General features: G+C 67.1%; 23 protein-coding genes. 7 read left to right on the top strand and 16 right to left on the bottom strand.

Features of this window, described 5'->3' with window-relative positions; genetic code table 11:
• The first annotated feature begins 15 nt into the window (after positions 1-15).
• A complete protein-coding gene (locus G6N67_RS14955; RefSeq protein WP_036431533.1) occupies positions 16-1308 on the top strand; it encodes an acetyl-CoA hydrolase/transferase family protein in 1293 nt (430 codons plus the stop codon).
• A gap of 73 nt (positions 1309-1381) precedes the next feature.
• On the opposite strand, the gene G6N67_RS14960 is transcribed toward G6N67_RS14955, so the two are convergent.
• The 4 genes from G6N67_RS14960 to G6N67_RS14975 are packed head-to-tail and all read right to left on the bottom strand — an operon-like array spanning position 1382 to position 5637.
• Positions 1382-2137, bottom strand: coding sequence for an amino acid ABC transporter ATP-binding protein (locus G6N67_RS14960; protein ID WP_036431535.1), 756 nt, complete (start codon positions 2135-2137; stop codon positions 1382-1384).
• Positions 2134-4329: an ABC transporter permease subunit gene (locus G6N67_RS39665; protein WP_396898626.1), complete on the bottom strand. Its 2196-nt coding sequence runs from the start codon at positions 4327-4329 to the stop codon at positions 2134-2136. Before G6N67_RS39665 ends, G6N67_RS14960 begins: the two co-directional genes overlap by 4 nt.
• 44 nt (positions 4330-4373) lie before the next feature.
• Positions 4374-5255 (bottom strand): tRNA glutamyl-Q(34) synthetase GluQRS, encoded by an 882-nt coding sequence (gene gluQRS, locus G6N67_RS14970; protein ID WP_036431537.1) that lies wholly within the window; start codon positions 5253-5255, stop codon positions 4374-4376.
• A 13-nt stretch (positions 5256-5268) separates the two neighbouring features.
• Positions 5269-5637 carry a hypothetical protein gene (locus tag G6N67_RS14975; RefSeq protein WP_036431539.1) on the bottom strand — a complete coding sequence of 123 codons (369 nt, stop codon included), beginning with the start codon at positions 5635-5637 and terminating at the stop codon, positions 5269-5271.
• A gap of 50 nt (positions 5638-5687) precedes the next feature.
• On the opposite strand from G6N67_RS14975, the gene G6N67_RS14980 reads away from it, so the two are divergent.
• Entirely contained in the window at positions 5688-6989 is a 1302-nt protein-coding gene (locus tag G6N67_RS14980) for a carboxylesterase family protein (protein WP_036431540.1), read from the top strand.
• Here the strand turns inward: G6N67_RS14980 and G6N67_RS14985 are convergent.
• Positions 6986-8059: an ATP-dependent DNA ligase gene (locus G6N67_RS14985; RefSeq protein ID WP_036431541.1), complete on the bottom strand. Its 1074-nt coding sequence runs from the start codon at positions 8057-8059 to the stop codon at positions 6986-6988. The two genes, G6N67_RS14980 and G6N67_RS14985, sit on opposite strands and share 4 nt — an antisense overlap.
• A gap of 224 nt (positions 8060-8283) precedes the next feature.
• Here G6N67_RS14985 and G6N67_RS14990 point away from each other — a divergent pair, with 224 nt between their 5' ends.
• The 3 genes from G6N67_RS14990 to G6N67_RS15000 all read left to right on the top strand — a co-directional run bounded on the left by G6N67_RS14990 (position 8284) and on the right by G6N67_RS15000 (position 11676).
• Positions 8284-9339, top strand: a complete 1056-nt coding sequence (locus G6N67_RS14990; protein ID WP_036435251.1) for an ATP-dependent DNA ligase — start codon at positions 8284-8286, stop codon at positions 9337-9339.
• Positions 9339-10382, top strand: a complete 1044-nt coding sequence (gene ligD, locus G6N67_RS14995) for a non-homologous end-joining DNA ligase (protein WP_036431542.1) — start codon at positions 9339-9341, stop codon at positions 10380-10382. The genes G6N67_RS14990 and ligD overlap by 1 nt, the downstream gene beginning before the upstream one ends.
• A 97-nt stretch (positions 10383-10479) precedes the next feature.
• Positions 10480-11676, top strand: a complete 1197-nt coding sequence (locus G6N67_RS15000) for a metallophosphoesterase (RefSeq protein ID WP_036431543.1) — start codon at positions 10480-10482, stop codon at positions 11674-11676.
• Positions 11677-11713: 37 nt separating this feature from the next.
• Here G6N67_RS15000 and G6N67_RS15005 read toward each other — a convergent pair whose 3' ends face one another.
• The 8 genes from G6N67_RS15005 to G6N67_RS15040 are packed head-to-tail and all read right to left on the bottom strand — an operon-like array spanning position 11714 to position 20204.
• Positions 11714-12748 (bottom strand): isopenicillin N synthase family dioxygenase, encoded by a 1035-nt coding sequence (locus tag G6N67_RS15005; RefSeq protein ID WP_036431544.1) that lies wholly within the window; start codon positions 12746-12748, stop codon positions 11714-11716.
• The gene (locus tag G6N67_RS15010) at positions 12745-13278 is read right to left on the bottom strand and encodes a hypothetical protein (protein ID WP_036431545.1); all 534 of its coding nucleotides are present in this window, start codon (positions 13276-13278) and stop codon (positions 12745-12747) included. The genes G6N67_RS15005 and G6N67_RS15010 overlap by 4 nt, the downstream gene beginning before the upstream one ends.
• Positions 13275-14102, bottom strand: a complete 828-nt coding sequence (locus G6N67_RS15015) for an N-acyl homoserine lactonase family protein (protein WP_036431546.1) — start codon at positions 14100-14102, stop codon at positions 13275-13277. Before G6N67_RS15015 ends, G6N67_RS15010 begins: the two co-directional genes overlap by 4 nt.
• A 2-nt stretch (positions 14103-14104) precedes the next feature.
• Positions 14105-15697, bottom strand: a complete 1593-nt coding sequence (locus G6N67_RS15020; RefSeq protein ID WP_081812497.1) for an ABC transporter substrate-binding protein — start codon at positions 15695-15697, stop codon at positions 14105-14107.
• Positions 15694-16320 (bottom strand): cysteine hydrolase family protein, encoded by a 627-nt coding sequence (locus G6N67_RS15025; protein WP_036431553.1) that lies wholly within the window; start codon positions 16318-16320, stop codon positions 15694-15696. Before G6N67_RS15025 ends, G6N67_RS15020 begins: the two co-directional genes overlap by 4 nt.
• On the bottom strand, positions 16321-17325 hold the full coding sequence (locus G6N67_RS15030) for an ABC transporter permease (protein ID WP_036431554.1): 1005 nt from the start codon (positions 17323-17325) through the stop codon (positions 16321-16323).
• A 9-nt stretch (positions 17326-17334) separates the two neighbouring features.
• Complete coding sequence (locus G6N67_RS15035; protein WP_036431556.1) at positions 17335-18201, bottom strand: ABC transporter permease; 867 nt, start codon at positions 18199-18201, stop codon at positions 17335-17337.
• On the bottom strand, positions 18201-20204 hold the full coding sequence (locus tag G6N67_RS15040) for a dipeptide ABC transporter ATP-binding protein (RefSeq protein WP_036431557.1): 2004 nt from the start codon (positions 20202-20204) through the stop codon (positions 18201-18203). The genes G6N67_RS15035 and G6N67_RS15040 overlap by 1 nt, the downstream gene beginning before the upstream one ends.
• 184 nt (positions 20205-20388) lie before the next feature.
• Here G6N67_RS15040 and G6N67_RS15045 point away from each other — a divergent pair, with 184 nt between their 5' ends.
• On the top strand, positions 20389-21063 hold the full coding sequence (locus tag G6N67_RS15045) for a TetR/AcrR family transcriptional regulator (protein WP_036431558.1): 675 nt from the start codon (positions 20389-20391) through the stop codon (positions 21061-21063).
• A gap of 10 nt (positions 21064-21073) precedes the next feature.
• Here G6N67_RS15045 and G6N67_RS15050 read toward each other — a convergent pair whose 3' ends face one another.
• Positions 21074-21640: a TetR/AcrR family transcriptional regulator gene (locus G6N67_RS15050; RefSeq protein WP_036431559.1), complete on the bottom strand. Its 567-nt coding sequence runs from the start codon at positions 21638-21640 to the stop codon at positions 21074-21076.
• A gap of 66 nt (positions 21641-21706) precedes the next feature.
• Between G6N67_RS15050 and lipL the strand changes: the two genes are divergently transcribed.
• Positions 21707-22978: an esterase/beta-lactamase LipL gene (gene lipL, locus G6N67_RS15055; RefSeq protein ID WP_036431560.1), complete on the top strand. Its 1272-nt coding sequence runs from the start codon at positions 21707-21709 to the stop codon at positions 22976-22978.
• Here lipL and G6N67_RS15060 read toward each other — a convergent pair.
• Positions 22971-23426 carry a GreA/GreB family elongation factor gene (locus G6N67_RS15060; protein WP_036431564.1) on the bottom strand — a complete coding sequence of 152 codons (456 nt, stop codon included), beginning with the start codon at positions 23424-23426 and terminating at the stop codon, positions 22971-22973. The genes lipL and G6N67_RS15060 overlap by 8 nt on opposite strands.
• Positions 23427-23505: 79 nt before the next feature.
• A complete protein-coding gene (locus G6N67_RS15065; protein WP_036431565.1) occupies positions 23506-24756 on the bottom strand; it encodes an NAD(P)/FAD-dependent oxidoreductase in 1251 nt (416 codons plus the stop codon).
• Positions 24757-24853 lie beyond the last annotated feature (97 nt).

The raw sequence follows: 24853 nt of genomic DNA on the forward strand, positions 1-24853 counted from the left end.
CGGAAGAGTGTCGGCATGCCAGAAGAGCTCACCGTCGAACAGGCCGTCGCGCGCCTGTCGACCGCTGACACCCTCGGTATCCCACTCGGCCCCGGACAGCCGCCGGCATTCCTGCGCGCGCTCGGTGAGCGTGAGGACTGGACGGATCTGCGCGTCTATGGCGCCCTGCTCGGGGTCGGGACCGAACTTTTCACGCGGCCGGGCGTGCATTACCTGTCCGGCTTCTTCGGTCCGTTCGAACGGATCCTCAGAGATGCCGGAGCCAACGTCGAATTCGCGCCTGCGGACTTCCGCCGGTTCGCCCCGCTGCTCGAACGCCAAGCACCGCGCGTGATGACGACGGTCGCGACGCCCCCCGATGCCGACGGGTGGTGCTCGCTGTCACTGCACGCCGGCGCCACGGTCGGTGAGCTGCGCCGGGCGGGCGCCGACCCGCAGCGACTGCTCGTCGTCGAGGTATCCGACGCTTATCCCCGAACCTTTGGGCTCGGCGATTACCGGCACGCGCTCCATGTCGACGAGATCGACGTCCTGGTGCGCTCGACCGATGCGCCGCTCGCGCTGCCCGGTGCGCAGCCCACCGACGTCGACAGGGCGATCGCGCGGCACGCCGTCGAATACGTTCCGTCAGGCGCCACGCTGCAGACGGGGATCGGCTCGATTCCCAGCCAGATCGCGGCACTGCTCGCCGAGGGTGACGGCGGTGATTACGGCCTGCACAGCGAGATGTTCACCGACGGTTGCATGCAATTGCACCGCGCGGGCAAGGTCACCAACGCCGCCAAAGGCCTGTTCGACGGGGTGAGCGTGACGACGTTCGCAATGGGTTCGGCCGAGCTCTATGCATGGTTGGACGGCACCGAGGATGTGTCGTTCCTACCGGTCGAGATCGTCAACGCACCCGAGGTGATCGGCGCCAACAACGACATGGTCACGATCAACGGTGCGCTCGCGGTCGACATCTACGGCCAGGTCGTCGCCGACACCATCGACGGCGGCCAGTTCAGCGGAATCGGCGGCGCCGAGGATTTCGTCGCCGGCGCCGGACTCGAGCTGTCGGACCGCTCGTTGATCTGTCTGCCCTCGACGTTCGAGAAGGACGGTGAGCGCCGGTCGCGAATCGTGCCGTGGTTCGGGCCCGGTGCGGTGATCACGACGCCGCGCCATCAGGTCGACGTGATCGTCACCGAATACGGCGCAGCCGAACTGGAGGGCAAGAGCATTCGGGAGCGCGGCGAGGCACTCGCTGCCATCGCGCATCCCGAGTTCCGCGATGAGCTGCTGGCGGCTGCGAAACGGGTCGGCTGATCTGCGCGAGCAGACGCGTAAGTGCCCGCAATAGCGCGAAATTGGGTACCTACGCGTCTGCTGGCCGGAGGAACTAGAGCGGGTTGAGGATGCGTTGCAGGAATTGGCGCGTGCGATCTTCCTGCGGGTCGCCGATCACCGCGGCGGGCGGGCCCTGCTCCAGGATCACTCCGCCGTCGGTGAAGAGCACTTGATCCGAAACCTGTTTGGCGAACTGGATTTCGTGCGTCACGATCACCAGCGTCCAGCCTTCGACTGCGAGATCCCGGATCACCGAGAGCACCTCGCCGACCAGCTCCGGGTCCAACGCCGAGGTCGGCTCGTCGAACAACACGACCTTGGGCTTGAGTGCCAAGGCCCGGGCGATGCCGACGCGTTGCTGCTGCCCACCCGAAAGCTGGAACGGATACTGATCGCGCTTGTCTGCCAGGCCGACCTGGCTCAGTAGTTCGGTAGCCTCCGACTCCACCTCGTCACGGGGGCGCTTCTGCACCACCAGCGGTCCCTCGGTGATGTTCTGCAGCACCGTCTTGTGCGGAAAGAGGTTGTGCGCCTGGAACACGAACCCGCTCTGCGCGCGGTAACGACGCAACTGGTCCTTCGTGACGGGTTTCGAGAAGTCCAGTTCGACCTCACCGACCTTGATCACGCCGGCGTCGGGCACGTCCAGCGCATTGAGTGCGCGCAGCAGCGTGGTCTTGCCCGAACCCGATGGGCCGATGATGGTCGTCGCGGAGCCCCGCGGCACGGTGAACGAAACTCCTTTGAGGACTTCGTTGTCGCCGAACGCCTTCCGGACGTCCTGGGCTTCGATCCGGTTCTCGGTCATCGCGCCACATACCTTTCCAGTCGGCGTTCGATGCGGCTCTGACCGAACGACAGCACCAGGCAGATCACCCAGTAGTACACCGCGGCCGTGCCGTACAGGGCGAAGAACTCGAACGTCGGTGCCGCCACGATCTGTGCCTGCCGCAAAAGTTCGGTCACCAGAATCGTCGAGGCCAGCGATGTGTCTTTGACCAGAGAGATCAGCGTGTTGGACAACGGCGGCACCGCTACCCGGGTGGCCTGCGGCAAGATGATGCGCCGCAGCGCTCCGACGTAGCTGAGCCCGATCGTCTCGGCGGCCTCCCACTGGCCCTTCGGGATGCTCTGGATGGCCGAGCGGATGATCTCGGCCGCGTAGCCACCCACGTTGAGACTGAACGCGATCACCGCGGCAGGGAACGGGTCGATCTTCACCCCGAACTCCGGCAGCGCGAAGAACACGATGAACAGCTGCACCAGCAGTGGGGTGCCGCGGATGATCGAGATGTAGAAACGGGCGATGTTGCTCAGCACCACGTTCGACGACAGTCGGGCCAGCGCGACCCCCAGCGCGATCACCAGACCGATCGCGAAGCTGATGATGGTCAGCGGGATGGTTGCCGTGATGGCGGCCTTGGCCAGCGGCCAGAGGTTGTCCAGGATCAGCTGCCACGCCGACCGGACCTGCGGCGCCTGCGAATTCTGCCCGTCGTGCCCGGTACCCGGCGCGGCACCGGTGGCATCGGTCTTGAGGTAGCGCTGGGAGATCTCGGCCAGGGTGCCGTCGGCGCGGAGCTCGTCGAGCGCCCCGTTCAGTTCGGGCAGCAGGCCACTGTTCTTGCGGGCCGCGAAGCCCTGTTCGCTTTTCTCACCGACAGTGCCTGAGATCTTGATCGACTTGTCGCCGGTCTCGGCGAGGTAGGCGTAGACGGCGATGCTGTCGTTGATGACGACGTCGACGCGGCCCTGGTTGAGCAGCGTGATGGCCTGCGTGAAGCCCTCGACGGCCTCGACGTCGGCCCCGGCCTTGCGTGCGATCTCCGACCAGTTGCTGGTGGCGTTCTCCGCGGCGGTCTTGCCCTTGACGTCGTCAAGCGTCTTGATGGAGTCGTCGTCGGCGCGGGTGACGATCACCCCCTCGCCGACCGAGTAGGGCTGCGACAGGTCGTACTTCCCCTGTCTCTCCGGCGTTATGGTGACTTCGTTGGCGACGATGTCGAATCGCTTGGCCTCCAACGCGGCGAAGATCGAGTCCCACGGCGTCTCGACGAATTCCACCGGCACACCGAGCTTTTCGCCGACGGCCTTCGCGACGTCGACGTCGTAGCCGACGAGCTTGCCGGTCGCGGGATCGTGGTAGCTGAACGGCGAGTACACGCCCTCGGTACCGACGCGCAACACTCCGGCCGCCCGGATCGGATTCTCCGACGGCGCGCCGGTCGCATCCGCCTTGAGGTAGCGCTGAGAGATCTTGGCCAGCGTGCCGTCTGCGCGGAGCTGGCCGATCGCGTCGTTGAGTTCGGGCAGCATGCCGCTGTCCTTGCGGGCCGCGAACCCTTGTTCGCTCTTCTCGCCGACGGTGCCCGCGATCTTGACCGACTTGTCGCCGGTCTCGGCGAGGTAGGCGTAGACCGCGATGCTGTCGTTGACGACGACGTCGACGCGGCCCTGGTTGAGCAGCGTGATGGCCTGCGTGAAACCTTCCACGGTCTCGACGCGCGCTCCAGCCTTGCGCGCAACCTCCGACCAGTTGCTGGTGGCACTCTCGGCGGCGGTCTTGCCCTTGAGGTCGGCGAGCGAGGTGATCGAATTGTCGTCCGCGCGGGTGACGATCACCCCCTCGCCCACCGAATACGGCTGGGACAGATCATATTTGCCCTGACGCTCCGGGTTGATCGTGACTTCGTTGGCCACCACGTCGAACCGGTTGGCCTCCAGCGCCGCGAACATCGAGTCCCACGGTGTCTCGACGAATTCGACACGCACGCCCAGCTTCTCGCCGACAGCCTTGGCGACGTCGACGTCGTAGCCGACGAGTTCACCGGTCTTGGGATCGTGGTAGCTGAACGGCGCATACGTGCCCTCGGTGCCGACGCGGAGCACACCGGCGGACTTGAGGGGGTTGTCGCCGCCGCCCGAAGATCCGCATCCGGCGGTCAGCAGCGCACCGAGGATGACGATCGCGAGCAGGGCCCGCCGCAGGGAGTACCTCACTGCCGCAACCTAGCAATGCGCTGGGAAATCCCGAAGGGTTCTGCTCATCCGGGCTGGTAAATCCATGGTTGGCGGGGCAGGGCGGCCGGGTCGAACTCGGCCAGCATGCCTGCGACGGTGGTCGCCGCGTATCCGAGTGAGCCGGCGATCTGCTCGAGCGCACGGTCGACGCCGATCTCGGCGAGCGTCACCGCGCCGTCGCGTTTGGCCAGCCGCGCGCCGTCCTCGTTGAGCACGAGTGGCACATGGGCGTACGTGGGCTCCGGGTAGCCGAGTAGCCGCGCCAGGTACGCCTGGCGCGGCGACGAACTCAACAGGTCGTCGCCGCGCACGATCTGATCCACACCGGAGGCCGCGTCATCGACCACCACCGCCAGGTTGTACGCCGGTACACCGTCGCCGCGCCGGACCACGAAATCGTCGACGATGCCGGTGTAGCTGCCGTGCACCAGATCGGTGACCGTGCCGACGAACGTGTCGGTGCGTAGCCGCAGCGCGGGCGGGCGCCCGGTCTCGGCCCGGCGGCTCTCGCGCTCGACGGCGGTCAGCTCGCGGCACGTGCCGGGGTAGGCGCCCTGAGGTGCATGGGGGGCTTGCGGAGCCTGCGCGATATCTTTTCTGCTGCAATAGCATTCGTACAGCAGGCCGTCATCCTGCAGTTGCTTGATCACGGCGTCGTAGCGGTCCCGGTGGCCCGTCTGCCATTCCACCGGAGCGTCCCAGGTGAGCCCGATCGCCGCGAGGTCATCGACCTGCCGGGTGCCGATGTCGCTGAACGTTCGGTCGTCGAGGTCTTCGACCCGCAGCAGGAACCGACGCCCCGTCGATCGCGCGAACAACCACGCCAGCACCGCGGTGCGCAGATTGCCGATGTGCAGGTCGGCCGACGGGCTCGGCGCGAACCGTCCGGCGGGGGCGAGGCTCACGCCCGCAATCTAGCTAACGACGCTCCCACGGCGCCGTCTCGCCCATCTTCTCGTAGTACTTGGCGAGGTGGCTCTTGACGCGGTCGATGTCTTCTTTCGGCAGGTCGATGCCGCCGCGGGCGCCGTCCATGATCCCGCCCGCGGCCATCACGCCACGCGGCACAGCTTCGAGCTTGCCGCCGATCACATCGGCGATCAGCAGCTTGTAAGCCGTGAAGTTGTCCTTCTCGTCCTTGTCGTACCAGACATGCGCGTCGCGGTATTTCGCGTTGGGCTCGTCCTGCGCGTCGGCCCACTTCCGTACCCGTTTGTCCGCCGCGTCGCCGTCCCACTCCCGATCCCGGTCGGCGAGCGGCAGATCCTGAAATGCAGTCACAGACATGCTGGTGGCATGCCCGATCGCGGGCGGTGGTAAACGCTAGCGTGGGGCGCGTGCGGGAGCGACACGTCAGGGGCGGCACGATCCAGGTCGAACACCGAGACGGGCTGGTGCGCGCACGGGGTGTGCGCTACGGCACCGCCAAGCGATTCGCGGTGCCCGAACCGCCCGCGGGCTGGTCAGGCGTGCGGGATGCGACGCAACCGGGGCCGGCGTGCCCGCAGCGGCCGTCGCGGCTGTCCTGGGTCGCCGGGGACGTGCTCGAGGGGCTGACCACCAACGAGCACTGCCTCGTGCTCAGCGTGACGGCCCCGGCCGACGCGCACCGCTTGCCGGTCATGGTGTGGTTCCACGGCGGCGCGTACGTCGCGGGTAGCGGTGAATCGGCCAAATACGATCCGGGGCTCCTGGCCCGTGCAGGCCACGTGGTGGTGGTCAACGTCAGCTACCGCCTGGGCATCTTCGGCTATCTCGTCCCACCCGGCGCAGGTGAGGACAACCTGGGGCTGCGCGATCAGATCCTGGCGTTGCACTGGGTGCGCGACAACATCGCGGCGTTCGGTGGCGACCCGGCCAACGTCACCCTCTTCGGCCAGTCCGCCGGGGCGCATTCGGTCATGTCACTCATGTTGTGCGAGGACGCCGCCGGGCTCTTCCACCGCGCGATCCTGCAGAGCGCTCCACTGGAACTGGACGACGGGCGCGATGACATGGCACAGCAGATGGGCTCCGCAATGGCGACCAGCCTGGCGGGCGCCGACCCGGCCGAGGTCAGTGTCGAACGGCTGCTCGTTGCCGAAGCCGCCGCGGTCGCGGCCGCGCAGGGCTTCGGCCTTCTCGGTGGCCTGGCGTTCGCACCACGGCTGGGCCGTGCGCCGCTGCCGGCACCCGCCGACGTGCCCGCGGCGATCGCCGACGCCGCAGGGCGCATCGAGCTATTCATCGGATATACCAAGGACGATGCCGCGCCGTTCGTCGCAATGGACCCCCGCGTCGCGAGGCTCAACCGGACGCCCGCCCTCGGCCGCATTGCGGTCCGGGCCGGTTCGCGAGCGATGACCAAGCGGGCGTTCGGTGCTCCCGCCGAACGACTGGCCGCGGCCTGGCGGAAACACGGTGGCCGGGTCGGCGAATATCGATTCGACTGGACGCCGGCCGGGTCGCCGCTCGGGGCGTGTCACTGCCTCGAGCTGCCGTTCCTGTTCGGCTCACCGCAGGCCTGGTCGGATGCCCCGATGCTCGGGCCGACGCGCAGCATCGACACCCAGCTGGCCAACGAGATGCGTTCGCAGTGGGCGCAATTCGCCCACCGCGGGGTGGAATCCCTGCCCGAGCCGGTCCTACGGTTCGGCTAGCGTGAGAGCCCGGGCACGATATCGCCGAGGTTGAACATGACCGGCTGGTCGAGTTGGGCGTACGTGCACGACCGCGGATCCCGGTCCGGGCGCCATCGGTTGAACTGCGCGGTGTGGCGGAACCGACGTCCTTCCATGTGGTCATAACGCACCTCGACGACGCGTTCGGGGCGCAGCGGCACGAACGAGAGATCCTTGCCCGCGTTCCAGCGGGAGCCGCCGCCATATCTACGTGCGAGGTCGGGATCGGCGGCGACCTGCGCGGCCCAGTTCCACGGATGGTCGTCGAAAGTGGTGACCAGCGCCTGCAATTCGGTGAACAACGCGCGGCGTTGCACCATCGGGAAGGCACCGACGACCCCGACCGAGGCGAGTTCGCCGTCGCCCGTGTAGAGGCCCAGGAGAAGTGAACCGACAGCGTCCGCACCCGATTTGTGAAGCCGGTAGCCCGCGACCACACAGTCGGCCGTCCGCTGGTGCTTGATCTTGACCATGACCCGTTTGTCGGGCTGGTAGGTGAGGTTGAGTGGCTTCGCGATCAGCCCGTCGAGGCCGGCTCCCTCGAACTCGTCGAACCACTGCCGGGCCGTGTCCAGATCGGTAGTCGCCGGCGTGACGTGGAACGAGCGGCCCACGTGCGCAAGCGCGTCGACCAGCGCGGCGCGCCGCTCGCTGAACGGCCGTCCCATCAGGTCGTCGTCGCCGAGCGCCAGCAGGTCGAATGCGACGAAGTGCGCCGGCGTCTGCTCGGCGAGCATCCGCACGCGCGATGCGGCCGGGTGCAGACGCAGTTGGAGCGCCTCGAAATCCAGGCCCTGGTCCACGGGCAGCACGATCTCGCCGTCGACGACGCACCGGGGCGGCAGCTCGGCGCGGGCGGCCTCGACGAGTTCGGGGAAGTACCGGGTCATGGGCCGCTCGTTACGGCTGCCCAGTTCGACCTCGTCACCGTCGCGGAAGCAGATCGACCGGAAGCCGTCCCACTTGGGCTCGTAGGACATGCCCGCCGGGATCGTCGTAACCGGCTTCGCCAGCATCGGCGACACGGGCGGCATCACGGGCAGCTGCATGGGGACCAGTATTCACGCGTGTGGACTTCCGGAATTGTGGCTATTCAACAAGCGCAACGACGTCCGGCCGAGTCGCGAGGCAAGAGCGGGAGTACCGGGTTTCAGGCGGCCTCCTAGGGCATGCGTCAAGCAGAGCGTGACTGGTCCCACCCGCCGCCGGACGGTCCGTCGATGAGTCTCGGACGGCGCGGCGGTCTAGATCCATGACACCCCGATGGATCAGGATGGTGATTGTGGACTTACCCGTACTGCCGCCGCTGGAACCGATGCTCGCCAAGGCGCAGGTGAAGGTGCCCGATGACGCGGGCGTGTGGTCTTACGAGCCGAAATGGGACGGCTTCCGCGCCCTGGTGTTCCGGGACGGCGACGACGTCGTGGTGCAGTCCCGCAGCGGTAAGGAGCTGGGTCGGTACTTTCCGGAGCTGCTCGACTCGTTGCGCGACGAGCTCGCGGACCGGTGTGTCCTCGACGGCGAAGTCGTGGTGCCCCGCGAGATCGACGGTCGGATCCGGCTCGACTGGGAGTCGCTGTCGCAGCGCATTCACCCGGCAGAATCCCGCATCCGCATGCTGGCCGAGCAGACGCCCGCGCACTTCATCGGTTTCGACGCGCTCGCGACGGGTGACAAGTCCTTGCTCGACGAGCCGTTCCGGGTCCGCCGGGAAGCCCTGATCGACGCCGTGAAGGAAAAACAGTGGTGTCATGTCACGCGCACCACCGAGGATCCCGCGCTGGGCACCGAGTGGCTCAAGACTTTCGAGGGCGCGGGCCTGGACGGCGTGATCGCCAAGAAACTCGACGGGCCCTACTTGCCGGGCAAGCGTGAGATGGTGAAGATCAAGCACCATCGTGACGCCGACTGTGTGGCCATCGGCTATCGCATCCACAAGAGCGGCGAAGGGGTCGGATCGATCCTGCTCGGCCTGTACCGCGACGACGGCGAGCTCCAGATGGTCGGTGGCGCAGCGTCGTTCACCGCGAAAGATCGGCTCAAGCTGTTGGCCGACCTGGAACCGCTGCGGGAGGGCGACGAAGTACGCGAAGGTGATCCGAGCCGGTGGAACTCGGCGGCGGACAAGCGCTGGATTCCGGTGCGCCCCGAACGGGTATGCGAGGTGGCGTATGACCAGATGGAGGGCAACACGGTGCACGGGAAGCGGTTTCGGCACGCGGTGAAATTCCTGCGCTGGCGGCCCGACCGCGAGCCGTCGAGCTGCCGGTTCGACCAGCTCGACGCGCCGCTCAACTACGACCTCTACGACGTCCTGGAGTCACGCTGATGGCAACGCCCGCAACCGAACTCGACGTCGACGGCATCAAGGTCAGGTTCACCAACCCGGACAAGGTGTACTACCCGAAACTGGGCAAGAACGGCACCAAGGGCAAGTTGATGGACTACTACCTGTCGGTGGCCGACCGCATGGTGGCGCTGCTGAAGGACCGGCCCACGCATCTGCAGCGGTTTCCCGACGGCATCGACGGTGAGGAGATCTATCAGAAGCGTGTGCCACAGAAGCATCCCGATTACCTGGAGACCTGCGTCGTCACGTTCCCGTCGGGCCGGACCGCCGACGCACTCAAGGTGACCCACCCCGCGTCGATCGCCTGGGCCGCGCAGATGGGCACCATCACGCTGCACCCGTGGCAGGTGCGGTGCCCGGACACCGAGCATCCCGACGAGCTGCGCATCGACCTGGACCCGCAACCCGGTACGGGCTTCAAGGAGGCCCGCACCATCGCATGCGACGTGCTCAAGCCGCTGCTCGACGAACTCGGCCTGGTCGGCTATCCCAAGACCTCGGGCGGCCGCGGCGTGCACGTGTTCCTCCGCATCAAGACCGATTGGGATTTCATCGAGGTGCGCCGCGCCGGCATCGCGCTGGCCCGCGAGATCGAGCGCCGGGCACCCGATGCGGTCACGACGTCGTGGTGGAAGGAAGAGCGGGGCGAGCGGCTGTTCATCGACTACAACCAGAACGCGCGCGACCGCACGTTCGCGTCGGCCTACTCGGCGCGCAAGACGCCGATTGCGACGGTCTCGACGCCCCTGACGTGGGGCGAGCTGGCCGACGCCGACCCCGACGACTACACGATCGCGACCGTGCCGGATTTCCTTGCCGGACGCGATGATCCGTGGGCCGGAATCGATTCGAAGAAGCAGTCGATCAAACCGCTGCTGGACATGGTCGCCGCCGACGAGGAGCGTGGGCTCGGAGATCTGCCGTACCCGCCGAACTATCCGAAGATGCCGGGCGAGCCGCCGCGCGTGCAGCCGAGCAAGAAGGTCGCCGAGCACTGGGACGACGAGGGCAACCGGCGCTAGGCCACCGATCTGAGCTTGTGTACCAACATTCGGCGAAAAGTGGTACGCAAGCTCAGATCCGTCGGAGATCGAAAACGCGCCCAGTACGCTCGCTGTAATGCAGGATAACCCGGCCGCCGAGGTCGAATCGGTCGCCCGTGCGCGCCCTGGCCGTCGGTGGCGTCGGCTGCTTGTCGTGTTGGCGATCGTGTTGGTGCTGCTCGCAGTGCCCTGGTGGACGCTGCTGTCGGCGGGTACCGAGTGGCCGGTTGCTGTGATCGTCGTCGGCACAGTCGCATTCGCAGCGGCGTTCGTCGGATTGCCGACCATGATGACGCTCGGACACGGCCGTCGCCACCTGGACTGGGCCGCCGCGACCGGAGATGCACTGCTCGGCGTGATGTGGGTGCTGTTCGTCTGGTCGGTGCTGGGCCAGCTGCTGCGGCTCGCGCTGTTCGTTCTGGGCATGCCCGATCCGGAGCGGTCCCGGGTGGTCGCGGGTGCGGTGGTCGCCGTGGTCGTTGCCCTGCTGACGTGGGGCTATGCCGAAGCGATGCGGGTGCCGCGGCTCAGGCGCGTCGACGTCGACATCGACAGGCTCGGCAGCGGTCTGGACGGACTTCGCGTCGCGGTGATCACCGACACCCACTACGGGCCGATCGACCGCACCCGCTGGTCCGCGTTGATGGTGGACCGCGTCAACGAACTCGACGCCGACGTCGTGTGCCACGTCGGCGACATCGCGGACGGAACCGTGGACGTACGGTTGCCGCAGGCGAGGCCACTGGCTGCGGTGCACGCGCGACTGGCACGCGTCTACGTCACCGGGAACCACGAGTACTTCAGCGAGGCGCAGGGCTGGCTCGACTACATGGGAGGCATCGGGTGGGACGCCCTGCACAACCGCCACCTGGTCGTCGAACGCAACGGGGACAAGCTGGTCGTCGCGGGCGTTGACGACGCGACCGCCCAAGCCTCCGGCGTCGCCGGACACGGCGCGAATCTCGAAGCCGCGCTGGCCGACAGCGATCCGATGCTGCCTGTGTTGCTGCTCGCGCATCAGCCCAAGCAGGTCGCCAAGGCCGCGGCGGCGGGAGTCGATCTGCAGATCTCCGGGCACACCCACGGCGGGCAGATCTGGCCGTTCAACTTTCTGGTCAGGTTCGAGCAGCCCGTGGTGCAGGGGCTGAGCCGGCACGGCGACCGCACCCAGCTCTATACGAGCCGCGGCACCGGTTTCTGGGGCCCGCCGTTCCGCATCTTCGCGCCGAGCGAGATCACCCTCATCACCCTGCGCGCGTCAGGCCTGCCCTGAGGAGCTTGCATTTCCAGGGCCGTCGAACGTTGGCGCATCAACCCGCGTGCAGCGCCTGCTGACCGAAGGTACCCACACCGAGTGACCCGTCGGGCAGGGTCAGCTCGCCGCGAGCCATGCGGGCCCGCAGGTACGCGAACGTCTGCGCGGTCTGGGCGAACAGGTGCTCACCGGCGCGCAGTGTCGGGCGGGTGGTGCCGGTCTGAGACACGAACTGCGGCAACGGTTTCACCTCGGTGTGGTAGTCGACGTTGAAGAACAGCGGAAACGAGTAGCGTTCCTCTTTGACGCGACGCACCCGATGGCTGGTCGCGATGAAGGTTCCGTTGGTCCACAACTCCAGCATGTCGCCGATGTTCACCACGTAGGTGCCGGGGATTGGTGGCACATCGATCCAGTCACCGGCCCCGTTCATCACCTCCAAACCGGGTGCGGTGGGCTTGAGCAGCGTGAAGCACTCGTAATCGGTGTGCGCCCCGATGCCCTGGGCATCCTCGGCCTTCGGGTTGTACGGATAATGGATGAGCCGCAGCTGGCTGGGCGTCTTCGTGGCGTGCCGGGCGAAGGTATCGGGATCCTCGCCCAGTGCGACCGCGAATGCCCACAGCAGCCGGTGCCCGACCTCAAGCACCGCGCGGTAGTACGCCGTCACGGCATCGGCGAAGCCCGGCAGTTCGGGCCAGGTGTTCGGTCCCAGCATCGGATTGCCTGCGAGGTGATCAGGATCGTCGGCAGGAAGGTCCAGTGCGGTGTCGAACGCCTCTTTCAGATCGGGCGGTCCCGTCTCCAATCCCTCCTCGCCGACCGGCACATACCCGCGGTGGCACCGGGACAAGCCGATGTAGGAGCGCATCTTCTCGTCGAGGGGTAGCGCGAAGAACTCCTTGACGCAAGATAGCATGTTGTCGAAAAGTGTTTCGGGCATGCCGGTTCCGGAGATGTAGAAGAATCCGACGTCACGCGCGGCCTTGCCGATCTCGGTTGCCACGCGTACCCGTTCGTCGGGGTCCGCCGACGTGAGACCACTGATGTCGACGATCGGTACTTCGGTGAAAGACGTTGCACCGCTCACAGATCCACCTCTCCTTCGGTCATTGTCGCGTGCCACCGCACGCCGTTGATCCACAGTTCGTCTTCCTCACGGCGGGGTGCCAGCCCGGCCCACCGCGCGTCGCCGACCTCCCCGAGTACCGCGGCGTCGCCATCAGCCCAGCCGAATTCGTCACCGGCCCGCACCAGCACCGCTGCCTGTCCGTCTTCTGATCGCAGCAGCAGCGACCAGCACGGCGATCCCGGCGGCTGGTCGCGGATCCAGTGCTCGACGTAGTCGGCGTGGACTCCGACCTCGACCAAAGTGCTACCGTCCCAGCTCATCCTGCCGGCGTCCGGAACCAGTCCGGGCGGGCCGGTCGAAACCAGCTGTTGCCACTCGAACACGTCCCCCCGCTGTTCGAGCACCCCGGCGAAGCCTCGGCTGTCGACGTATCCGGTGATGCCCTGCAGCCAGCTCACGCCCGGTGTGGTGTCGCGGGAGCCGTCGGAATCGATCAGCAGGGTGCGACGCCACAGCCCGGCGCAGTCTGTCATCAGCACGCCGGTCATGACGCCGGACCGAATCGCTCGTGGAAATGGCTGGTCAGCTCGGGCCACACCTGCGGATCGTGGCCGGGGATGAGTTGGTAGCCTTTCTCTTTCGCCAGCTTCTTGAGCCGGCGAATGGGTTCGACGGTCGCTTCCGGTCGGATCCCGATGTAGCCCCCGATGGCGAGCTCGTGCTCGATATTCTCGGTGAGATCCGCGGCGTCGAACGCGAACACGAACCCGTCGCCGCCCACCGACTTGTCCAGTTCGACCATGAAACTCTGATGGCCGGGGGTGTGGCCGTAGGTGGGGATCGCAGTGATACCGGGCGCGATCTCGGCCTCCCCGTCGGCGAGCCGCCAGTCGATGCGTGGATCGTCGAAGTCGATGCGGTTGATCGCGTTGTGTTCCGGCTCAGGGTGATTGGCCAGCCCATACTCCAGCTCACGGCGCTGGGCGTGCACGGGAACCTTGCCGGCGAACAACTTCAGTCCGCCTGCATGGTCGTGGTGCAGGTGGCTCACCGCGACCGTGTGGATGTCGTCGATGTCGACACCGATGTCGAGCAATGATTGCTCGATGGGTTCACCCGGCCCGGGCAGCACCGGGATGTACTCGACAGTCGGAAAGAACCTGCGGTACAGCGCCGGATCGCGGATCAGTGCGGTGTTGAACCCGGTGTCGAGCAGCACCCAGCCGCCATCGGTCTGCAGCAGCACTCCGGGCACCGGTTCCCGCATGCGCAGCTCAGGCGCTGCGCCGTGAACAGACACCGACTTCGGCAGCTCCTCCCAGCCGAGCGTGAGCAGGATTATGCGACGGACCTTGCCGTCGGTCACCCCCATCCTCAGCCGACCGAAAGTGCCGCGACCCGCAGCGAGTTGGGGTTGGACAGCGCATGTGCCTGTTCGACGCCCTTCAACCACGGCTGGGCCACGACGAAGTCGTCGATGTCGGCGACGTTGAGCCAGCACCCCGTGTCCTGGGCCGCTGCGCCGGCCTCCGAATACGGTTGCGGAGCGCCCGTCGGCAGTCCCTGCGCCAGCGCAGAACTCACCCGCGGCGACGAGCAACCCAGATAGTTGATCCCGCCGTCCTTGTCCCAGGAGATGTGACCCCAGGTGTAGGGCGACGGCGCGTCCGGCCACACCGTGTTCGCCATGATCTCCGGCGCGGCTTGCATGTCCGTACCGATCCAACCGTAGATTTCCGACGTCGGATAGCCCTGCACCTTCGCGGTGAGCCCGGCCGCCGCGAGTTGCGTCTGGACCAGGTTGCCGATCAGTTGCATGTCGGGGTTGCTGGTGTCATACCCGATGGTCACGGTCTTCTGATCGGCCGGAAGCCCGGCAGCGATCGTGGTCAGTGCCGAGGGGTCACGGGTGAGGGTCTGTTTGCCCAAGTCTGAGGCCAGCACGTAGGGCGGGTACATCTGTGCGCCGACCTTGCCGCGGCCGAAGAACGTCTGTTTGACAAGCTGATCGACATCGATGGCATCGATGGTGGCCTTCCGCGTGGCCTGGTCGGTCATGATGCCCTTGTTCGGGTTGACGTAAAGGAATGCCGCCATCATCGTGGGCAACGAGTAATGGGAGAACTTGCCGTTGTTCAGGTACTGCTCAACCGCCGATGACGGCAGGTCATGCAGGATGGCCGCGAGCTGACCGTTGTTGAACTGCAGCTGCTGCGCCGAGGTGTCGGTGATGACGGGCATCTCGACTTTCTCGAAATACGGCTTGGGGCCCCAGTATTCACTGAACGCCTCCATCGAGTAGTGCGACCCGACCTGGGCATCGGTCAACGTATACGGACCGGTGCCCAGGTCGTGGGTGGTCAGATAACTCTGAGCGAAATCCGAGCCGGCGTTCTGCTGCAGGCCGGTCGGGCTCATCATGCGCGGCCCGTACGGCGATGCGAGATAGTCGAGAAACTCCGAGTTGGGTGATTTCAGGGTGATCGTTACGCCGTAATCACCTTGTGTGGCCACTGATTCGATGTTCTTGACCATGTACGCGGGCCCGCCGCCGACGGCGAGCCTACGGTCGAACGAGGCCTTGACGGCGTCGGATTTGAACGGAGTTCCGTCGTGGAACTTCACGCCCTCCCGAAGCTTGAGCGTGAAAACCGTGTTGTCGGGTGACGCGGTCCATTCCCTGGCCAACAGCGGCTCCAGCTCGGGCTTGTCGGTACCGCCCTTGTACTGCAGGAGACCTTCGTAGGTGTTGGTCGTCAGCAGCAGGCCCTGGCCTGCGTAGTACACGTCGGGGTCCGGCGGCTGTCCCGGATCCTGGAGGAACGACAAGTGCAACACCTTGTCGGTCGGAGCGGCGTTGGGTGTTCCGCCGCCGGAATCCGAACCGCCACAGGCTGTCAACGTCAGCGTCGCGACGACGCTCACTGCGGCAACGGTTTTCATCCCAGCCGTGAGTCGCTTTCTCATCGTGCTGCTCCTTCGAGGATCTGGTTGTGGGTGGCGAAAGCGGCCAGGATCTCGTCGCTGGTACGGACGGCGCCGGTCTGCAGATACTCCATCGCGTCGAGGGCGGCATCGTGGCGGTACTGTGACGAGCCGCCGACGCAGTCCGAGACCACGCGCACGTAGTAGTCGCGTTGGTGCGCATCGGCGAAGGTGTAATGCACACACACGTCGGTGAGACCGCCGACCAGGATCAGGGTCGACGCCCGCAGGCCGCGGAGCACGATCTCGAAATCCGTGCCGATGAAGCCGGAATAGCGACGTTTGACGATGTGGAACTCGCCGGGTTCGGGCAACAGGTCAGGATGCAGGGGCGTGCCCGGCCGACCGTCGATGCAATGAGGGCCTTCCGTGCCGTCGAGTTCCCGGCCGAAGTCGACACCGCTGGGCCGGTGGACCTCCTGGAAGAACACCACCGGAATGCCGGCAGAGCGGGCGGCGGTGAGCAATTGCCGTGTCCGGCTGATCCGTTCGTCGTAGCCGGGCATGTGGGCGATGCCGACCTCCTCGGCCGGCATGTCGCCTGACTCCTGCATGTCGACCACGACGAACACGGGATTGCCGACGATCAATGGCTGTGCTGGCACCTAACCTCCTGATATTGCGATACGCGGATCCGCGGCGGCCTGCAGCAGGTCGACCGCGGTGTTGATGACGACGTAGAGCACGCCGAGCATGAGCGTGACGCCCGCGATGGCGGGAAAGTCGGCAACCGGGATGCTCTGTGCGATGTACTGGCCGATGCCCGGCCAACCGAAGACCTGCTCGATGACGAGTACCCCGGCGAACATCAACCCGACCTGCAGCCCGGTCATCGACATAGCCGCGCCGACACAGTTGCGCAGCACATGCCCGATCATCACGCGGCTCTCGGAAAGCCCCTTGGCCCTTGCGGTTCGGGCATAGTCGCTGTTGGCGTCCGACAGCAGGCTCGATCGCAGCACCCGCCCGATGGCGACTGCCGGGCCGAGCGCGAGCACCGCGGCAGGCAGGAGCAGATGATGCAACGCGTCGGCGACGACGTCGAAACGCCCCGCGAGCAGACCGTCCACGGTCAAGAGCCCCGTCGGGCCGTCCGGCGGGTTCGGCACACCGATCCGCCCGTTGGCGGGAACCCAACCCAACTTCTGATAGAAGACGATCAGGCCGACGATCCCGAGCAGGAACATCGGTGCCGACGCCCCGGTGAACAGCACCGCCCGCAGTGCCCCGGAGCCAGGCCATTTCAGCGTCGTGCCGAACGCCAGCAACGCAGCCAGCACGAGGGCCAGCACGATACCGGACAACGCGAGCTCGAGGGTCGCAGGGAAAAACGAACCCAGGTCGCTGCTGACCGGATGGCGGGTACGGTACGAGGTGCCCAGATCCCCGTGCACAGCCCCGGTGAGGTACTGCCAGAACTGGTTGACCAGCGGCTGGTCCAGGCCGAGCGCCTGCCGCCGGGCCGCAACAGTCTCGGCGGACGCGTTGGCGCCGAGTTGAGCCTTGACCGGGTCGAGCGGCGAAATGTGTTGCAGCACGAACATCACCGCGGTCAGCGCCACCAGGATCGCCACCATGGCGGCCAGCCGGGACAAGATGAAATTTCTCATCGTCGTCTCCTAACTCGTCTTCATCAGGTTGCGCAGGCCGTCGCCGGCCAGGTTCGCGATCAGCGCGAGTACCAGCACCCCGAGTCCCGGCATGACCGGAACCCACCACTGCTGAAGGAAGTACGTCAGGTTTCTCCCGGTGTCGGCGCCCAGCTCGGGTGCCGGCGCGGCCTGCCCGAGCCCCAGGAAAGACAGCGACGCCAGGGTGAGGATGAGCGTGCCGATGTCGAGGCTCGCGGCGACGAGAGCGTTGGGTACCGCACCGGGTAGGAGGTGACGCCGGGCCAGCCGAAACGGTCCGACCCCGGCGAGTTTGGCCGCTTCGACATGCGGGCGCGCCGCGAGCCGCGCCACCTCGCCGCGGACGAGTCGGGCGTAGAAGGGCCACCAGACGATGGACACCGCGATCAGCGTGTGGACGAAGCCCGGGCCGAGGGCAGCGACAACCGCGATGGCCAGCACCGGCGCGGGCAGGGACAGGAACCCGTCGGTGATCCGCATCAGCAGCCCGTCGACCCAACCACCCATGGCGCCGGCGATGAGTCCCACGAGTCCGCCGAGGAACAGTCCGACCGCCACTACCACCAGAGCCGCGAACCAACTGGCCCGTGCTCCGTAGAGCACCCGCGAAAGGATGTCGCGGCCGACGCTGTCGCTGCCCAGCGGGAACCCGTGGGAACCGGGTTCCTGCAGCGGCATCCCGACCGGCACCAGCGGGTCGTGCGGTGCGATGACGGGCACGGCCACCGCCACCACGGTCACCACCACGATCGACGCCACCGCGACCCAGTTCCACAGCCCGGCAGGCACACTGGGCAGCGCCATGCGGCGCCGCCCGATCCGCGGCCAGACACCCGTCGGTATCGCGATCGCCATCAGCTCGCCTTCCGTTCGATGCAGGCCACCTGGTGGGGGCCGCCGGGGATCCCGGCCAGCCGTACGTCGAGTTGAGGATCTGCGCACGTGTCGACGGCGACCGGACAGCGTGGGTGAAATGCGCAGCCCGTGGGCGGCGACAGCGGACTGGCGGGTTCGCCTGCCAGCACGGGTGATTCACGGCCGAGGTCGGGGATGGCGTTGACCAGCGCTTGCGTGTAGGGATGCGAAGGCCGGTTGATGACGTCGTCCGCCGGGCCGATCTCGACGATGCGGCCGAGATACATGACGGCGATTCGATCGGCGACGACCCTGGCCACCGACAGATCGTGGGTCACGAAAACCACTGACATGTCGAGCGTTTTGCGTAGGTCGCCGATCAGGTTCAGCACCGACGCGGCCAGGGATACGTCGAGCGCACTCGTCGGTTCGTCGCACAGCAGCACCGAAGGTGGCACCACGGTGGCCCGGGCCAGAGACACCCGCTGGCGCTGGCCACCGGACAGTTGGCCCGCGCGGGATCGCGCGATGTCGGCGGGCAGGCCGACCCGATCCAGAACCTCGGCCACCGCGGCCTGGCGTGCACCGCGCGACAGTGAGCTTGCCCGCAGTCGTTCCGATATGAGCTCGCCCACCGACAACCACGGTGTCAGTGACGCGCCGGCGTCTTGGAAGACCATCTGGGGGCGTCGGGCACCGTTGAGCGTCACCGAACCCGCGGTCGGTTTCTCCAGTCCCGCGATCACCCGCAACAAGGTCGACTTGCCCGAACCGCTCTCACCGACGAGCGCAACCGACTCGCCACTGTCGACGGTGAGCGAAACGCCGCGTAGGGCCTGGAGTTTCCCGCGCCGACCGTTCTTTCGGTCCCGCCGGTGGTGTTTGACGTCGAAGGACTTGGTGATGTCTCGGAGGGTGACGGCCGGTTCAGCGGATGTCGCAGGGATGTGCTCGTCTGAGGATTCATCCGCGTCCGCAGCCGGAGCGTTGAGCTCGGCCGCGACCGCTTCCATCGGCAACAGGCACGCGCCGGCCCGGCCGGGTGCCACCATCACGGGGTCGGGTGGTGAGCTTTCACATGCGGGTGTCGCCAACGTGCACCGGGGCGCGAAGGCGCAGCCGGGCAGCGGACTGAGGGGACTGGGCACCGCACCCGGCAGTGTGGCGAGTGCGCGGTGGCGCGGTGTGGCCAGGGTGAGCCGCGAACGTAGCAGGCCGAATGTGTATGGATGCGCCGGGCTTTCGAGAAGCGCTGTCGTCGGACCTATTTCAGCGACGCGTCCGGCGTAGAGGACTGCGATTCGGTCGGAGATCTGTGCTGCGACGCCGAGATCGTGGGTGATCATCACGATGCTGCAGCCGATGTCTTCGCGTAGCCGGCGCAGCAGCCGCAGCACTTGTGCCTGCACTGTGACGTCGAGGGCGGTTGTCGGTTCGTCGGCGATGATCAGTTCAGGGTCGCCCGCGACGGCCATCGCGATCATGACCCGCTGGCGCAATCCGCCGGACAACTCGTGCGGGTAGGCGCTCAGTCGCCGCTTCGCATCTGGGATGCCCACGGCATCAAGCAGTTTGACCGCTTCGTTCATGTTTCCGGCCGCTTCGGCGACCTGTTTGCCGATCCGCATGGTGGGGTTGAGTGACGTCATCGGATCCTGGAACACCGCTCCGAGATCCAATCGTCGTACCCGCCGGAGTGTCCTGGCGTTGCCGGTCAGCATGTCTGTGTCGCAGACCCGAACCGATCCGCGCGTGCCGGTGCCGGGCGGCAGCAGACCCAGCATGCTGAACCCGAGAACGCTCTTGCCCGAACCGGATTCGCCGACCAATCCCAGGATTTCGCCGGGAGAGATGTCGAGCGAGACGCCCCGTAGGGCCCGGACGTCGCGGCCGTCCCGTCGGAACGTGACGTGCAGGTTCTCCACCGCGGCGACGCACACGGGGTCCGCTACGTCGCCGGCGGCGGCCGGCGGTGCGACGGACTCGGTGATTGCGCTACTCATCTCGTTCTCCTGAGCCGGGGCCTGCCTATCGCCTGACAGTTTTCAGCCCCGGACTTCTCGATTGGTGTCGCCGGGGTAACCAATGCAATTCGGTTCGTAACCGATCGGTGTCGCATGTTTCTGTCGTGTGACAGATAGGGGTGGGACTTGAAGTGGCGCCGGGAAGGTGGGCAACGATGGGCCGATGGGGATCACTCGTGCGGGCCGCCCGCGGCTGATCACCCAGCGTCGGCCGGGTTCGACCGCGCGCGACGAAATCCTCGACGCCGCAGGTGAACTCTTCACCACGCTGGGGTACACCCGGACGTCGACCAGAACCATTGCCGAGGCAGTCGGTATCCGGCAGGCCTCGCTCTATCACTATTTCAGGACCAAGGACGACATCCTCTGCGCCCTGTTGAGTCAGACGGTGCAGCCGACGCTGTCGTTCATTCCGAGCCTCTGCCGGGCCGACCCCGCGCTGACCGATGCCGAGCACCTGCACGCCCTGGCGTTGTTCGACGGTCGCCAGCTGTTGAGTGGGCGGTGGAATCTGGGCGCACTGTACTTGCAGCCCGAGGTGAGGGAAGCACGGCTTTCGACGTTCTGGGCGGACCGCGAGCGGCTACGGCTGCATTACCTTGCGCTCAGCAAGACGATCGTTGCCGCTTCAGGTGTGCATGACGCGGCCGCCGATCTGCCGTTCCGCCTGGTCGAGTCGCTCGTCAACATGTGGTCCACGCCGGAAGGCCGGCGCTCCGAGCTGCCGGGTCATGTTGCCGACGCGTGCCTGCGGGTGCTGGGGCTGCCCGACCACACCATCCCGCGACTGCGATACCGCAGTTGTGCCCTGCTGTCGGGGGACGACGACGAGGGGTGAGAAGGCGGCCTCAGGTGCGCAGCATCAAGTCGAGGAAGCGTTCGTGGCGGTCGGACTCGCGCAGATCATCCGTCGAGTCGATCAGGTGCAGCATGCCGATACCCGCGGCGAACGTCGACTCCGCCCGCAGTTGCGCGTCGTCGTCGTCGAACCCGTAATCCAGGTAGGCCTGCCGGACCGCGAGCAGCACCCGGAGATCCGCGGCCCGCACGTTGGCCGCTGCGGCCTCGTCCGAGCGGGCCCATTCCCGCATGGCCCGTTCCAGCATCCAGTGCTGGGGACTGACCAGGGCCGCCATCATCTTCGACAACCGCTCGCGCGGCGGCAGCTGACCCAGCTCGGCCAGGGAGCGACGGTCGTTCTCCAGGAACGTATTCCACGAGTCGACCAGGGCCGCGCGGTAGGCATTCATGTCAGTGAAGTGCCAGTAGAAGCTGCCGCGGGTGGCCCCGACCTGCGCGCACAGCCGTTCGATCTTGAGCGCCCGCATGCCGTCGGTGGCCAGCAGCGTGTAACCGGCCTGCAGCCAGTCAGCCGCGGTCAAGCTGCCGGGCGAGCCCTTGCGTGCGCCTGCCATCCGATCAGGGTAAAGAAAATCCCGAATTCACCCCACGGAATCCCCCGACCCAGAAAAGTGTCGGGTATGACGAGTGACCAGCTGCTGCAAACCGACGCAGGTTTGCCCAGGGGTGTTTCTGGTGCCGCAGATCCCCGCTTCACCAGTGCGGTCAGGGTGTTCGCCAACCTGTTCCCCGGTCGCCGGTTCGGCGGCGGCGCACTGTGCGTATACATCGACGGCCGTCCCGTGGTCGACATCTGGACCGGCTGGTCGGATCGCGCCGGGCAGCGGTTGTGGACAGCCGACACCGGGGCGATGGTCTTCTCCGCGACCAAGGGCGTGGCCGCCACGGTCATCCACCGGCTGGCCGACCGCGGCCTGATCGACTACGACGCGCCGATGGCCGAATACTGGCCCGAGTTCGGTGCCAACGGCAAGGACACCGTCACGGTGCGCGAGGTGCTGCGGCACCGCTCGGGTCTGTCGCATCTACGCGGCGTGGGCCGCGAGCAACTGCTCGACCACGCGTTCATGGAGGAGCGGATGGCCTCGGCGCCGGTGGATCACCTGCGCGGCTGGCCGGCCTATCACGCGCTCACCTTCGGCTGGTTGCTCTCGGGCCTGGCCCGTGCGGTGACGGGAAAAGGCATGCGGGAGTTGATCCGTGAGGAGGTGGCCGAGCCGCTGGGCACCGACGGCGTGCACCTGGGACGCCCGCCGGCGGGCGGTCCGACGCAGCCTGCGCAGATCCTGATCCCGCAGGGCAGCGGCCGGGCCAATCCGGTGCTCGACTTCGTGGTGCCGAAGGTGGCAGGCATCCCGTTTTCGGGCCCGGTCGGCGCGATGTACTTCCCGGGTGTCAAATCCCTTGTGGAGGGCGATGTTCCGTTCCTCGACGGCGAGGTGCCCGCGGCCAACGGCGTGGTCACCGCGCGCGGCATGGCCAAGATGTACGGTGCGCTGGCCAACGGCGGGGTGATCGACGGAAAGCAGTATCTGTCAACCGAACTCGTACGCAGCCTGGCGGGCAGGCGGCGGATGTGGCCCGACCTCAACATCGGTGTCCCGATGGCCTTCCACCTCGGCTATCACGGCTCGCCGATTCCGGGACTGCTGCGCGGCTACGGTCATATCGGTCTGGGCGGCACCCTCGGCTGGGTCGATCCGGACACCGGGAGTGCGTTCGGCTACGTCCACAACCGGCTGATCTCACCGATGGTGTTCGACATGGCGTCGTTCGCGGCGCTGGCCCGGCCGATGCGGGTCGCGATCGAAGCGGCCCGCCATGCCGGGCCGCTGGAGGTGCCTGCGCTCGGCGCGGACTATCCCGCGCCTCGCCAGGCCGCCACTACGTGAGCGCGTGTAGGCCGAACGGTACTGCGGAGACCAGGGTCACCGGGATCGAGTCGCCGCTGGGCACCTGATAGAAGCGTTGCTCGCCGGGGCGGGCGCCGACGATCGCCGCACCGAGCGGCGACTGCACCGAGTACACCTCCATGTCGCCGTACTCGGCGCCGCGGACTCCGAGCAGGAATGTCTCGGTGTCACCGCCCTCGAAGCGGACCGTGAGCACCATGCCGGGTTCGGCAACGCCGTCGTCCGGCGGATCCTCCCCGACCACGGCGTTGAGCAGCAGATCGTGGATGTGCTGGATCCGGGCCTGACGGGCGCGCTGGATGGCCACCTGATTCTCGTCGGAGTCCTCGGCGGCCTCGGTGGCGAGCAGGTTGCGCAACGTGGCCAGCTCGTGCTGGAGCCGCTCGTGCGCCTGGGGTGACATCCACACCCGTTGGCTCGTAGTCATTTTCGGTTCCTCCTGATTGAACGTGAAAGGTGCCGTCAGGGGCGGGACGGGACACCGCCCCCGACGACTCTGTGGATGCCTAGCGCAGCGGGTTGAATTCGCGCAGCGCGTCGGGTTGCTTTCCGGTGGTGATGTATTCGGCCAGCAGCCGGCCGGTCACCGGCCCGTGCGCCAAACCCCACATGCCATGTCCGCCTGCGACATACACGTCACGGGCCACCTCGCCGATCAGCGGACGGCTGTCGGGTGTGACGGGGCGTGGGCCGACCCAGACGTCGGTGCGCTCGTCCCAGCGCACGCCGTCGAGCAGGGGCGCGGCCGACGCGACGATCGCGCCCACCCTGGCGGGCTGCAGGGCCGCGTCAGGCGAGCGGAATTCCATGGTGCCCGCTACGCGCAGCGCACCCTGATACGGCGTACACGCCACGCGCACGTCGGGCAGGTAGATCGGGCCGGGCACCGGACGGTCCACCGGCACGGTGAACGAGTAGCCACGCCCGGCGCGGACCGGGGTGCGCACCCACCGGCCGGCGAGCCGCGACAGCCATGCGCCGGTGGCGATGACCGCGGTGTCGGCGGTCAGCTCAGAACCGCGCAGATGCGCCACGACGCCGGTTCCGGACGGGGTGACGTCGGTGATCTCGCCCGTGCGGATGGTGCCGCCTCTGGCGACGAACGACTCCGCGAGCCCGTGCACGAACCGGCCCGGATCGATGAAGCGCTGTCCTTCGACACTGATGCCGACGGTGATGGCCGGCGACGCCAGCGGCACCTGCTCGTGCAGCGCGATGCCCGACAGTTCGGTGACGGTCACGGTCTGACCTGCCGCGGCCATGCGGCGCAGCTCGGTCCGGAGGTGCTCTGCCTGCTGGCTCGACGTGAACAGGGCGGTGATCGGCCCGTCGGTGGTGGGCACCTCGACGCCGTTGCCGGTGAGCACGTCGTACGCTTCGAGGCAGTCCTCGTTGAGCGGCAGGTTGGCGCGGGCAGCCCTGGTCCATGAGGAACGCCGGCAGTTGGCGGCGAACCGGGCGAGGAACATCCACAGGCCGGGATCCGCGGTCAGCGGGATGTGCAGCGGCGCGGCCGGGTTGGCCAGTGACCGCAGGCCGTAGCGGAGCACCCCGGGGTCGTTGAGCGGGATGGTCAGCGTCGGCGAAACCCATCCGGCATTGCCCCACGACGCACCGGCGGCGACGCCGGTCCGGTCCACCACGGTCACCTCGACACCGCGTTCCTGCAGGAACCATGCGGTCGACAGGCCGACGATGCCCGCACCCACGACGATCGCCGAACGCGGTCCGCCGTCAATCCGATCGACGCCGACCATGACGCCACCTCCCTGTAGTTGCCTGGCAACTCCATGGTGAGGTCGGGGGTACCGTCGCCGATTGCCGGTTTTCTACAACACGGTCACCTCAGATTGT

Source organism: Mycolicibacterium mageritense (assembly GCF_010727475.1).
Taxonomy (GTDB): domain Bacteria; phylum Actinomycetota; class Actinomycetes; order Mycobacteriales; family Mycobacteriaceae; genus Mycobacterium; species Mycobacterium mageritense.